Source organism: Synergistales bacterium (assembly GCA_021736445.1).
GTDB lineage: Bacteria > Synergistota > Synergistia > Synergistales > Aminiphilaceae > JAIPGA01.
In genome coordinates this window covers 1-12744 of the sequence record JAIPGA010000076.1, presented here as the reverse complement: position 1 = coordinate 12744, position 12744 = coordinate 1, and the positions used below count along the sequence as shown (strand labels likewise).

Annotated in this window: 10 protein-coding genes; all 10 read left to right on the top strand. The window is 67.8% G+C overall.

All coding sequences use genetic code 11. The features are described 5' to 3' along the window. The first annotated feature begins 274 nt into the window (after nt 1–274). Entirely contained in the window at nt 275–1876 is a 1602-nt protein-coding gene (locus tag K9L28_09965; protein ID MCF7936652.1) for an ABC transporter substrate-binding protein, read from the top strand. A gap of 120 nt (nt 1877–1996) precedes the next feature. Next, nucleotides 1997–2923 (top strand): ABC transporter permease, encoded by a 927-nt coding sequence (locus K9L28_09960; GenBank protein MCF7936651.1) that lies wholly within the window; start codon nt 1997–1999, stop codon nt 2921–2923. Nucleotides 2924–2932: 9 nt separating this feature from the next. After that, entirely contained in the window at nt 2933–3832 is a 900-nt protein-coding gene (locus K9L28_09955) for an ABC transporter permease (protein ID MCF7936650.1), read from the top strand. Nucleotides 3833–3841: 9 nt separating this feature from the next. Further along, nucleotides 3842–4843, top strand: a complete 1002-nt coding sequence (locus K9L28_09950) for an ABC transporter ATP-binding protein (GenBank protein MCF7936649.1) — start codon at nt 3842–3844, stop codon at nt 4841–4843. Further along, nucleotides 4833–5816, top strand: coding sequence for an ABC transporter ATP-binding protein (locus K9L28_09945; GenBank protein ID MCF7936648.1), 984 nt, complete (start codon nt 4833–4835; stop codon nt 5814–5816). The genes K9L28_09950 and K9L28_09945 overlap by 11 nt, the downstream gene beginning before the upstream one ends. A 186-nt stretch (nt 5817–6002) precedes the next feature. After that, entirely contained in the window at nt 6003–8333 is a 2331-nt protein-coding gene (locus tag K9L28_09940; protein MCF7936647.1) for a PAS domain-containing protein, read from the top strand. Between the two features lie 531 nt (nt 8334–8864). After that, nucleotides 8865–9908, top strand: a complete 1044-nt coding sequence (gene aroF, locus K9L28_09935; protein MCF7936646.1) for a 3-deoxy-7-phosphoheptulonate synthase — start codon at nt 8865–8867, stop codon at nt 9906–9908. Beyond that, a complete protein-coding gene (locus K9L28_09930; protein MCF7936645.1) occupies nt 9884–10807 on the top strand; it encodes a prephenate dehydrogenase/arogenate dehydrogenase family protein in 924 nt (307 codons plus the stop codon). Before aroF ends, K9L28_09930 begins: the two co-directional genes overlap by 25 nt. Further along, nucleotides 10804–12108, top strand: coding sequence for a 3-phosphoshikimate 1-carboxyvinyltransferase (aroA, locus tag K9L28_09925; GenBank protein MCF7936644.1), 1305 nt, complete (start codon nt 10804–10806; stop codon nt 12106–12108). Before K9L28_09930 ends, aroA begins: the two co-directional genes overlap by 4 nt. Beyond that, nucleotides 12108–12744, top strand: a 637-nt coding sequence (locus K9L28_09920) for a shikimate dehydrogenase (GenBank protein ID MCF7936643.1), incomplete at its 3' end; no start/stop codon positions are given. The genes aroA and K9L28_09920, both read left to right, overlap by 1 nt.

The window sequence follows — 12744 nt, the reverse complement described above, 5'->3', positions numbered from 1 at the left end:
TCCGGGCATCGCCCGGACCTCGGCTTCTGGATACCCACTCTGGCGACGACTGGTATATCGATAGCGAAAGATATGTAGAATTTTGTTCACAACGGAACCGGATGCAGGTGTTATACTTGACCGCAAGAATGTGTGACTCTATTCCATCTTGATTGGGCTCGCGGTGGAGGAGGTGGTGGGGAGTCCGCGGGTGCGGGAAGGGACACGGAACCAACCGATGAGGAAAGGGTGATCCTGTGTGAAGAAGCGTGTTGCACTCTTTGCGGTCCTTGTGATGGGTCTGGGGATGCTCCTGGCGGCCGGAGCGGCCTGCGCGGCGGAGGATCCCGTCTACGGCGGCACGGTGCGGTGGCGCGAGATCAACGACCCCCCCAAGCTCGATCCCGCCATGGCCACCGACACCGTCTCCAGCCGGAATCTCTATCTGATGTACGACATGCTCGTGGAAAACGATCCCGACGGCCAGGGGCTGCTCCCCCGGCTGGCGGAGAGCTGGGAGGGCTCCGAGGGAGGAACGGTCTTCACCTTCCACCTGCGCAAGGGCGTGCACTTCCAGAAGGAGTCCCTGGGCGAGCCGACGAAAAACGGCGGCCGCGAGGTGGTGGCCTCGGACTGGAAGTATTCCTTCGAGCGCCTGGTGAAGGTCACCTCGCCCCGGGCCTACTTCATCGACATGGTGAAGGGCTACCAGGATTTCGTGGACGGCAAGACCGACGAGTGGACCGGCATCAAGGTGGTTGACGACCACACCCTCCAGTTCGAGCTGGAGTATCCCTTCGCGCCCTTCGTGGCCGTGCTGGCCTACAACTCCTTCATGGTGGTGCCCCGGGAGGACGCCGAGCACTGGGGCAAGGACTTCAACTTCCACCCCGTGGGGACAGGACCGTTCATCCTGGAGGAGTGGAACCACGACCAGAACCTGGTCTACAGGAGGAATCCCGACTACTGGCGCACCGACGCCGAGGGCCGGGAGCTTCCCTACCTGGACGGTGTGGAGATCGTGATCATCCCCGACAACACCGTGGCCTACGAGGAGTTCAAGAAGGGCAACATCGACTGTTTCCCCGACTTCCCCGACGAGTACTACCGCGCCGCCAAGGAGGAGTTCGGCTCCCAGCTGCAGGAGCGTCCCTGGCTGGGGACCTACTACTACGGCTTCAACAACCAGAAGGAGCCCTTCAAGGACAACAAGAAGCTCCGCCAGGCGCTGAACTACGCTGTGAACCGCGAGATGATCAACGATCTGGTCATCGAGGGCCGTTACTACCCCGGCAAGGGCGTGCTGCCTCCGGGGATGTTCGCCTACAACGAGGATCTGGAGGGCTATTCCTTCAATCCCGAGAAGGCCAGGAAGCTCATGGCCGAGGCGGGCTACCCCGACGGTTTCTCCTGCCGGCTGAACGTGAACAACAACCCCCGCCACAAGGCCGTGGCCGAGGCCATCCAGGGGCAGCTGATGCAGCTGGGGATCGAACTGGATATCCATGTCCTCGACTGGGGCGTGCACCTCGACCTGGCCGAGCGGGGCGAGACGGAGATGTTCCGCATGGGCTGGGTGGTGGACTACGCCGATCCCGACAACTTCCTCTACGTGCTCCTGAGTTCCGAGAACTGGGGCCCCAAGGGCAACTACTCCTTCTACAAGAACGAGGAGGTCGACGCCCTGCTCAAGGAGGCCCGGGTGGAGACGGACCAGCAGAAGCGCAAGGAGCTCTACCAGAAGGCCGAGCAGATCATCGTCGACGACGCCCCCTGGATCTTCCTCTTCCACTACACCACCAGCCTGCTGGTGCAGGACTGGGTGGAGAACGTCCACCTGCCCGCCATGGGGGACTATGCCACCCCGCTGTACAACGTCTGGACCGCCAGGCAGTAGACCGTCAGGTCAGCGGAAAGCCGCCGGAGGGGACCGCCCCCCTCCGGCGGTCTGTTCCCCGCACCGGGGCGGTCCACGGAGGGGCCCCCCTCCCGTTCGCGTATGCCTGGAGGTGTTCCGATGCTCGCCTATATCATCCGGAGGCTGCTCTACGCCATCCCCGTTCTCTGGGGCGTGGTGACGGTGGTCTTCATCCTCATGGCGGTCGTTCCCGGCGACCCCGCCCGTCTGATGATGGGACAGCGGGGCGATCCCCAGACGCTGGCGAAGATCCGGGCCGACCTCGGCCTGGACCTGCCGCTCCACCAGCAGTATTTCCGGTTTCTCAAGGATGTGGCCCGGGGGGACTTCGGCACGTCCTACCGCAACAACGAAGCGGTGACCACGGCGATCCTCGACCGGCTGGGGGCCACCTTCCGCCTGGCCTTCTGGGCCATGGTGCTGGCCACCATCGTGGGGGTGGTCGCCGGGATTGTCTCGGCGGTCAAGCAGTACTCCATCTTTGACTACTCGGCCATGTTCATCGCCATCTCGGGGGTGAGCGCCCCGGTCTTCTGGGTGGGGCTGCTGCTTCTGCTTGTCTTCGCCTATTCCCTGGACTGGGTGCCCGGCGTGGGCTACGGCGACGGCAGCTGGCGCTACCTGGTGCTGCCGGTGATCACCCTGGGTGTCCGCCCTGCGGCGCTCATCGCCCGGCTCACCCGCTCCTGCATGCTGGAGGTGCTCAGCCAGGACTACGTCCGCACCGCCCGGGCCAAGGGGCTCGCCGAAAGGGTGGTGGTGGGCCGGCACGCCCTCAAAAACGCTTTGATCCCGGTGATCACCATCGTAGGAACCCAGATCTCCTACCTCCTGTCGGGGGCGGTGCTCACCGAGACCATCTTCGCCTGGCCCGGCATCGGCCGACTGGCGGTGGACGCCCTGGTGGCCCGCGACTTCCCCATGATCCGCGGCACGGTGATATCCATGGCCCTGATCTTCCTGGTGGTCAATATCCTGGTGGATATCTCCTACGGGCTCATCGACCCCAGGGTCCGGTACGATTAGGAGGGTGCCATGACACAGACCGGACAACCATCCAGGAAACGCTACGGCAACAGCCTCTGGTACGAGGCCTGGCTCCGCTTCCGGCGCAACAGACTGGCCATGCTGGGGCTCGTTATGGTGGTCTCCATCGTCTTCGTGGCCCTCTTCGCCCATCTGCTGGCGCCCTACGACCCCTTCAGGCAGCTGATCTGGACGGAGGGGCGGGCGGCCAAGCTGGCGGCTCCCTCGGCGGAGCACCTGATGGGGACCGACATGTACGGCCGGGACGTGCTGAGCCGGATCATGTACGGCGCCCGGATCTCCCTGCAGATCGGCATCTTCGCCACCCTGGTCTCCCTCTGTCTCGGCGTGCCCCTGGGGGCCGTCGCCGGCTACAGGGGGGGATGGGTGGACGACCTTATCTCCTGGCTCATCAACGTGGTCTTCGCCTTCCCCTTTCTGCTCTTCGTGCTGGCCGTGGTGGCGGTCTTCCGGAACCCCAGCATGATCGTGGTCTATGTGGCCATCGGCCTGGTCAACTGGGTGCAGATCGCCCGGGTGGTGCGGGGGCAGTTCATCTCCCTGCGGGAGCGGGAGTTCGTGGAGGCCGCCAGGGCACTGGGGATGCCCGCGCGGCGCATCATCTTCGTCCATATCATGCCCAACGCCATCGCTCCGGTGATCGTCCAGGCCACCCTCGGCATGGGGTCCATCATCATGATCGAGGCGGGGCTCGCCTTCCTGGGCTTCGGCGCCCAGCCCCCCACGCCGAGCTGGGGGCTCATGATCTCCAGCGGCCAGAAGTACCTGGGGCTGGGGAAGTGGTGGTGGGCCATCTTCCCCGGGGTGGCCATCATGTATACGGTGCTTGCCTTCAACTTCCTCGGCGACGGACTCAGGGACGCCCTCGACGTGCGTCTGAAGCGGTAGGTGATCGGTATGGCCTTGCTCGACGTCGAATCGCTCCAGACTGTTTTCGATACCGACCGCGGACTGATCCGCGCGGTGGACGGGGTCTCCTTCTCCATCGAACCCGGGGAGACGCTGGGCATTGTGGGGGAGTCGGGCTGCGGCAAGAGCGTCACGGCCCTTTCCATCATGCGGCTGGTGGCCAGGCCGGTGGGGCGGATCGCCGGCGGACGGATCCTCTTCGAAGGGGAGGATCTGCTGGACAAAAGCCCCGGTGCGATGCGCTCCATCCGGGGGAACCGCATCGCCATGATCTTCCAGGAGCCCATGACCAGCCTCAACCCGGTCTACACCGTGGGCAGACAGATCATGGAGCCCCTGATGCTGCACCGGAGGCTGGGGGGAGGGGAAGCCAGAAAGAAGGCGGTGGCCATGCTCGATCTGGTGGGCATCCCCAACGCCGCCAGGAGGGCGGAGGAGTACCCCCATCAGCTCTCGGGCGGGCAGCGGCAGCGCGCCATGATCGCCATGGCCCTGGCCTGCAACCCCGCCCTGCTCATCGCCGACGAGCCCACCACGGCGCTGGATGTGACGGTGCAGGCCCAGATCCTGGATCTGATGAACAGCCTGAAGGAGGAGTTCGGCTCCTCCGTGATCTTTATCACCCACGATCTGGGGGTGATCGCCGAGACGGCCCAGCAGGTGGTGGTGATGTACGCCGGCAAGGTGGTGGAGCAGGCGTCGGTCCGGTCTCTGTTCCGCGAGCCCCGGCATCCCTACACCCAGGGGCTGCTTCGTTCCATTCCCAGAATCTCCGAGGACCGGGAGCGCCTGGACGTGATCCCCGGCGTGGTGCCCAACCCGCTGGCCTTCCCGCCGGGCTGCCGCTTCCACAACCGCTGTCCCCAGTGCTTCGACCGCTGCACCCGGGAGGAACCGCCCCTCTACCGGCTGCGGGACGGCCGGAGCTGCCGCTGCTGGCTCTACGAGGGCGAGGGGCTGGAAGGAGGTGAGCGCGCCGATGCATCCTGACCAGGGATACGTGACGGTGCGGGGACTGAAGAAGTACTTCCCCATCCGGCGGGGGGTCTTCCGCCGTACCGTGGCCAACGTGCGGGCCGTGGACGATGTCTCCTTCCATGTGGACAAACAGGAGACCCTGGGGCTGGTGGGGGAGTCGGGCTGCGGCAAGAGCACCACCGGGCGGGCCCTGCTCCATCTGCTGCCGCCCACCGCCGGGAGCGTGTGGTTCGAGGGGGAGGACGTGGCGGAGCTGCTGGCCAGGGATCCCGGCCGGGTCCGGCGGGGGATGCAGATCATCTTCCAGGATCCCTACGGGAGCCTCAATCCCCGGATCAACGTCCGGGACATCGTGGGCGAGGCGGTACGCTACTACGGGCTCTGCAGGGAGCGCGGGCTGGACGACTATGTGGTGGAGATCCTGGAGAAGTGCGGCCTCCGGCCGGAGCACCGCCTGCGCTACCCCCACGAGTTCTCCGGGGGGCAGCGGCAGCGCATCGGCGTCGCCCGGGCCCTGGCGGTGCAACCCAGCTTTGTGGTCTGCGACGAGCCGGTCTCCGCGCTGGATGTCTCCATCCAGAGCCAGGTGCTGAACCTCCTGAAAGACCTCCAGGAGGAGCTGCGGCTCACCTATCTGTTTATCTCCCATGACCTCTCGGTGGTCCGTCATATCTCCGACCGCATCGCCGTGATGTACCTGGGGAAGATGGTGGAGCTGGCGGAGAAGGCAGAATTCTTCCGGAACCCCCTGCATCCCTACACCAGGGCGCTGCTCTCGGCCATCCCCGACCCGGATCCCGAGAGCGGCAGAGAGCGCATCCACCTGGAGGGCGACGTCCCCTCGCCGGTGGACCCGCCGCCGGGCTGCCGCTTCCACACCCGCTGCCCCTGCGCCATGGAGCGCTGCGCCCGGGAGGATCCGGTCTTCCGGGATGTGGGGGGCGGCCACCATGTGGCCTGCTTCCTCTACCAAAACGACGGGTAGGCATGGGCCGGTTTCCATGGCTTCCGCCGGAGACCGGAAGCGCGTTGTCCCTGTGCACCACGGAAGTGCCTGTTGCGTCGTCGAGCTCTGTGCTGTACCATATCATGAGTGATGCTATTGCAAAGCAGTGCAAGGCTTCGCTTGCCTGCGGCGGGCCGACGACGACAGGGATTGCGTGGTGACGACATGGACCAGCGGCTTGCGACAGAGCTTCTCGGAGAGCTTCGGGCTGTACCCGTAGAACTGGACCCTGAGGGCAGGGTGCGCACCATCGGCGACGCTATCGAGCAGCTGACGGGGTTCCCTCCGGGACACTACGAGGGCACCCTCCTGACCGACGGCATCGCACCGGTGGATGCCGATTTTGTCTCTCTGGTCCTGAGGCAGGTGCTGCAGGGAGGCCACCCGCCCTTCGAGTTCCAGATGCTCTCCCGCGACATGAGCCCGGTCTGGCTGCGGATGACCGCCACGGTGACCACCGGAGACGATGGGCGTCAGGTGGTGGCGGGCATGCTGCTGGACGTCACCCCCGAACGGCTCACCTGGCGCAGCCGGGAGCTGGTGCAGCGGCAGTACAAGCGGATCCTCTACCGGAACCCGGCGCCCATTGTCTTTGTGGACCGCAACGGCGGGATCACCTACGCCAATCCCGCCGCCGAGAGGGTCCTCGGCCTGAACCGGTCGGTGATCAAGGGGCGGACCTACGACGATCCCCAGTGGCACATCACCGACTTCGACGGCGGGTCCTTCCCCGCCGGGCTGCTCCCCTTCCAGCGTGTCAAGGCGACGGGGGAGTCGGTGGAGGGGATACGGCACGCCATCCGGTGGCCCGACGGCAGGACGGTCTATCTCTCCATCGACGCGGTGCCCATCTACGACGAGCACGACGAGTTCGACGGCATCATCGCCATGACCCTGGACCTCACCGGCGAGGTGATGGCCCAGCGGAAGCTGCGGCGGAACAACGTGATCCTCCAGTCCATTATCCACTCCCTGCCCGGCGCCGTGGCGGTGATCGACAGGGACTACCGGATCCTGCACACCAACCTGAGCAACTTCCGGCTCGCCGGAGGGCGGCGCCTGAAGCGGGAAGAGCTGGAGGGCCGCTGGTGCTACGAGGTCTTCATGGACCGGGACTCCCCCTGCCCCTGGTGCCGGATACAGCAGGTGATGGAGACCGGCGAGACCGTAGAGGAGATCACCGCCCCCGGCGATCCCCGGGAGGTGCTCACCGGCAGGGCGCTGAAGCTGTTCATCGCGCCCATTGCCGACGAGGAGAGCGGTGAGGTCTTCGGCATCGTGGAGTACGGCACGGATGTGACGGACCTGCGGGAGGCCTGGAAGAAAGCCGAAGCGGCCAGCCAGTCGAAGACCCGGTTCCTCGCCAACATGAGCCACGAGGTGCGCACCCCCATGAGCGGGGTGATGGGGATGCTCCAGCTGGTGCGGGACACGGAGCTCGACGAGTCCCAGCGGGAGTACATCGACCTGGCGCTGCAGTCCAGCGGCCGGATGATCAAGCTGCTGGGCGATATCCTCGACCTGGCACGGATCGAGGCCGACAGCGTCCCCTTCCTGGAGGAGCGCGTCAACCCCGGCGAGGTGGTCCGCTCGGTCTGCGATCTCTTCCAGCCCACGGCCCAGCGGAAGGGCATCGCGCTCGACTGCCGGATGGACGAGAGCGTCCCCTCCGCCGTGACGACCGACGGCACCAGGCTCTCCCAGGTGCTGTCCAATCTGATCGGCAACGCCATGAAGTTCACCGATGAAGGCTCGGTGCGGCTCCACGCGGAAGCCTGGGAGGCCGACGCCGCAACCTGCACGCTGCGGTTCACCATCACCGACACGGGGATCGGCATCCCCGCTTCCAAACTGGAGAGCATCCGCGAGCCCTTTGTGGTAGGCGACGACCAGCCTTCCAGCGGCCGCGAGGGCGCCGGCCTCGGCCTGGCCATGGTGCAGGAGCTGCTGGATCATATGGGCGGTTCCTTTGACCTGCAGAGCCAGGAGGGGAAGGGCACCACCGTGACGGTGGCCCTCTCCCTTCCCCTGGCCGGGGAGGCCCGGGAGGGCGCCGGGCCGGAGCCCGGGCCCGCGCCCGCGCCGCCCGGAGAGGAGAGGGCCCCGGCGGTGCTGCTGGCCGAGGACGACGCCGTCAACAGGATTGCGGTGCGGCGCATGCTGGAAAAGGAGGGCTGCACCGTGACGACGGCGGAAAACGGCCGGAAGGCCCTGGAGATGGTGGAACAGCAGCGTTTCGACTGCGTCTTCATGGACATCAAGATGCCCGTCATGGACGGCCTCCAGGCCTTGCGGGAGCTGCGGGACCACGAGCGGTACGCCCACACCGCCGATGTCCCCGTGATCGCCCTCACCGCCTACACCATGGAGGGCGACGACGCCCGTTTCCTGGACGAAGGGATGGACGGCTACCTGGCCAAGCCGGTCAGCCGTGATGCGTTGCGGGAGATGCTCGACAGGCACTGTGCATCCCAGTCCCGGCAACGCCCGGTGTAGGGTGTCCGGAGGGGCCGGACCGCCGACGCCGGATGAGCCACAGGGGACAGGAACGGCTGCCGTGATCTGCCCCGTTATGCACAACCTCCGCGGATGCGGAGGGACGGTTCCCCTGTCTCCATGGGCGGCACGATCTCTGCCCCGGATCGAGGAGACAGGTTGCCAGGGGGCTTGACAAATCCCCAAAGCCCCCTACAATGGCTCAATAAGAAACGCCCATTTTATTTACCGCAGTGAAGGGAGTGAGATCGATGACGGACCGGGCCACGATACGGCAGCAGCTCGCAGCGCGCCTTGATAGCTATTATTATTACTTTACCGACGGCCAGTGGCGGTTTTACGCCAGTGGCCTGCCAGTACGTGGAAATCCGTTATCGGCGCGTGAGGGGCCTCCAGCACCCTAGCATTCCCGCAAGAACAGCCCAGGCGTAGCGTAAGCACAAAGGCCGGAACCGGATTTCCAACAATCCAGGTTCCGGCCTTTTTCGTATTCCCTCATGGGGGACGGAGGAGCAGAGAGGAGTGTTTGTGATGATGATCATTCAGATGGAGAACAGCAGCAGCAGTCTTGATATCGCCAGAGTGTGCGAACGAGAGGAACGACGGGGCCGGCAGGTGCGTGTGGTGCCCAGAAGCGGCGGCGCCTGTATCGTCAGCGACGGCAGGAAGGGCAGCGGATGGGAGGGTATCCCCGCGTTGCCGGGGGTGCGCCGGGTGACGGAGACCGCCTGTTCCTACCCGCTGGCCAGCCGGGAGACCTTCCCCGACGCGAAACCGGTGGAGATGGCCCCCGGCGTCACCGTGGGCGGCGGCGAGGCGGCGGTCATCGCCGGGCCCTGCTCGGTGGACACCCGGGAGCTGCTGCTGGAGACGGCCCGGGGCATCAAGGCCAGCGGCGCGGCGGCGCTCCGCGGCGGCGCCTTCAAACCCCGCTCCAACCCCTACTCCTTCCAGGGGCTGGGCAGCGAGGGGATCGCCCTCCTCGGGGAGGCCAGGGAGGCCACGGGGCTGCCGGTGGTCACCGAGGTCATGGCCCCGGAGGACGTGGAGTTGATGGCCCCCCAGGTGGACGTCTTCCAGGTGGGCGCCCGGAACATGCAGAACTTCCCGCTCCTCAAGGCGCTGGGCAAGATGGACACACCGGTGCTCCTCAAGCGCGGCATGATGGCCACGGTGGACGAGTGGCTGCAGGCGGCGGAGTACATCCTGGCCGGCGGGAACGAGCGGGTCATGCTCTGCGAGCGGGGGATCCGCAGCTTCGACAAGAGCACCCGGAACACCCTGGACCTGAGTGTCGTTCCGCTGGTCAAGTCCCTCACCCATCTGCCGGTCCTGGTGGATCCCAGCCACGCCACGGGCAAGCGCGATCTGGTGACCCCCATGAGTCTGGCCGCCCTGGCTGCCGGTGCCGACGGCCTGCTGGTGGAGGTCCACACCCGTCCCGACCTGGCCCTCAGCGACGGCCACCAGACGCTCACCCTGGAGGAGTTCGACCACCTGATGGAGGCCGCCGGGCGGATCACCGCCGCTCTGGCGCCTGTGGAGCAGCCATGCGGCTTGAAGGCTGTCATGTAGGCATCGCCGGCCTGGGGCTCATCGGCGGCTCCATGGCGGCGGCGCTGGCGCGGGGGGGCCGTGAGGTCTCCGGCTGGGACATCGACAGGACGGTGACGGACCGTGCCCTGGAGCGCAGGATCATCACCCGCAGCGCCCCCACGCTGGAGGCGCTGGCGGCCGGGACGGATCTGCTGGTACTGGCCGCGCCGATCCGCCGGCTGGTGCCGCTGGGCAGGCAGGCGGCGTCGGCCGGGAACCGGCCGCGGGCGCTCTTCGATGTAGGAAGCGTCCGCGCCGGGGTCAGTGACGAGCTCGGGTCGCTGTGGGGTGACAGACATCTGGGGTTCCACCCCATGGCGGGCAGGGAGCGGGGCGGGATCGACAACGCCGATGCCGCGCTCTTCCGCGGGGCCACCGTGGCGCTGGTGCCCTCCGGCGCCACGTCGCCGGAGACGCTGCAGCTGGGGAAAGAGCTCGCCGCCGCGCTGGACGCCCGGTGGCTGCAGGTCTCCCCGGAGCGGCACGACCGGATCACGGCCTGCGTGAGCCATCTGCCCATGCTGGTGGCCTCGGCGCTGGCGCTGACGGCAGGTGGGGAGCTGGAAGCGCTCCCCGAACTCCCCGCGCTGGCGGGGGGCGGATTCCGGGACACCACCCGTGTGGCCTCCGGGCCATCCTGGCTGGCCGCCGATGTCTGGGAGCGGAACGGCGAGGCCATAGGGGCGGTGCTCCGGGAGCTGACCGGGCTGCTGGAAAGGATGCGGCGGGCCTCGCCGCAGGAGATAGAAGCGCTCTGCGACCGAGCGGGCGCAATCAGAGCAGCGATCCTGGCCGGTGTGGAACCGGACAGCGAGGACGGAGGGTCCGGCGGGGTGCCGAACAGCCTCCAGGCGGACCAGAGGAGGGAACAGGAATGATCACGACCAAGGCGGCACGGCGCGTCCTTCCGGCGCGGTCCCTGCAGGGGGAGATCACACCCCCCGGCGACAAATCCATTTCCCATCGGGCGGCCTTTCTCGGGGCCCGTTCCAGCAGCGGGATCGAGGTGACCAACTACGCCCCCGGCGCGGACTGCGCCAGTTCGCTGGAGTGCCTGCGGCAGCTGGGCTGCAGGGTGGAACGCGACGGCCACAGGGTGCGGGTCGGCGGCGGGGGACCGGTCCGGGAGACCGAGACCGCCCTGGATGCGGGCAATTCCGGGACCACCGCCCGGCTGCTCTGCGGCCTGCTGGCCGGTATCCCCGGGGCCTTCTCGGTGGTCACCGGCGACGAGAGCCTCCGCCGCCGGCCCATGAGCCGCGTGGTGGACCCCCTGCGGACGCTGGGCGCCCGGATCGACGGGCGGGACGGCGGCACCAGGCTGCCGCTCTCCATCCGGGGCACCCTCCTGACGGGGGGCAGCTACACGCCTCCCCAGGCCAGCGCCCAGGTCAAAACGGCGCTGCTGCTGGCCGGGCTCTCCGCCCGGGGGAGCGTGACGGTCACCGAACCGCTGCCCTCCCGGGACCACACGGAGATCATGCTGGACTACCTGGGCGTGCCCATCACCCGCAAGGGGAACAGCGTGACGGTCTACCCCTTCCCCGACATCCCCGGCGGTGAGATGCGGGTGCCCGGCGATATCTCCTCGGCGGCCTTCTGGGTTGCGGCGGCGGCCATCCTCCCCGATTCTTCCCTGACGCTCAGAGGCGTGGGGCGCAACCCCACCAGGACGGGATCCCTCGATGCGCTGGGGCGGATGGGGCTCCAGATGGCCTGGGGCCGGGAGAGCACCTCGGGCGGCGAAGCGGTGGGCGACCTGACGGTGACCTCCTCGCCGGTGCGGGCGATCCGGATCGGCGCGGCGGAGGTCCCGGCCATGGTGGACGAGCTGCCCGTGCTGGCGGTGGCCGCCACCCAGGCCGAGGGGACCACGGAGATCCGCGGTGCCGGGGAGCTCCGGGTGAAGGAGTGCGACCGGATCGCCGCCATGACCGAGGGGTTGCGGGCTCTGGGTGCGGATGTGGAGGAGCACGACGACGGCTGGACCATCCGCGGCGGCGGCAGACTGCGCGGCGGCGCCGTGGAGAGCCGCGGCGACCACCGGATCGCCATGGCCCTGGCCGTGGCGGGCCTCGCCGCCGACGGGCCGGTGGAGATCGACGGCGCCGACTGCGTGGCCGTCTCCTATCCGGGCTTCTTCGACGACATGGCCGCCGTGGCCGGGAGGGACAGCTGATGGCCACTGCCGCCACAGGGCTCCTCTGTCTGCTGGGCGACCCCGTGGACCACAGCCTCTCCCCGGTGATCCAGGGTGCGGCGCTCCGCCGACTCGATCTGGACATGGCCTATCTGGCCTTCCGGGTGGAACGGCGTGACTTCGGCGCGGCGCTGCGGGGGCTTGCCGCCCTGGGTTGCCGGGGCTGCAACGTGACGGTTCCCTTCAAGGAGGAGGCCGCCGCGGCGGTGGACAGCCTCTCCCCGGAGGCCAGGGCGCTGGGCAGCGTCAACACCGTGCTCTTCGCCCCCGGGATGACCTGCGGCTACAACACCGATGTGGCGGGGATCGCCCGGACGCTGGAAGGGCTGGAACCTCCCCGCAGGGGGGCGCTGCTGCTGGGCGCCGGCGGGGCGGCCCGGGCCGCGGGCTATGTCCTGGCCCGGAACGGCTACGGTCCGGTGACGGTGAGCAACCGCGGCCGGGATCGGGCGGAGCGTCTGGCCGCCGATCTGCGGTCCCTGTCGGAGAACGCAACGATCACGGTGCTCCCCTGGGGGGAGCTGCCGGAGCGGCCGCCGGGGATGGTGGTGAACGCCACCTCCCTGGGGCTTGCCGGCAATCCCTGGCCGGCACCGATGCCGGCGCAGATCGCCG

Coding starts and splice junctions, on each gene's coding strand:
- K9L28_09955 (MCF7936650.1), top strand. CDS start 2,933: ATGACACAGACCGGACAACCATCCAGGAAACGCTACGGCAACAGCCTC.
- K9L28_09950 (MCF7936649.1), top strand. CDS start 3,842: ATGGCCTTGCTCGACGTCGAATCGCTCCAGACTGTTTTCGATACCGAC.
- aroA (MCF7936644.1), top strand. CDS start 10,804: ATGATCACGACCAAGGCGGCACGGCGCGTCCTTCCGGCGCGGTCCCTG.
- K9L28_09960 (MCF7936651.1), top strand. CDS start 1,997: ATGCTCGCCTATATCATCCGGAGGCTGCTCTACGCCATCCCCGTTCTC.
- aroF (MCF7936646.1), top strand. CDS start 8,865: ATGATGATCATTCAGATGGAGAACAGCAGCAGCAGTCTTGATATCGCC.
- K9L28_09945 (MCF7936648.1), top strand. CDS start 4,833: ATGCATCCTGACCAGGGATACGTGACGGTGCGGGGACTGAAGAAGTAC.
- K9L28_09930 (MCF7936645.1), top strand. CDS start 9,884: ATGCGGCTTGAAGGCTGTCATGTAGGCATCGCCGGCCTGGGGCTCATC.
- K9L28_09940 (MCF7936647.1), top strand. CDS start 6,003: ATGGACCAGCGGCTTGCGACAGAGCTTCTCGGAGAGCTTCGGGCTGTA.
- K9L28_09965 (MCF7936652.1), top strand. CDS start 275: ATGGGTCTGGGGATGCTCCTGGCGGCCGGAGCGGCCTGCGCGGCGGAG.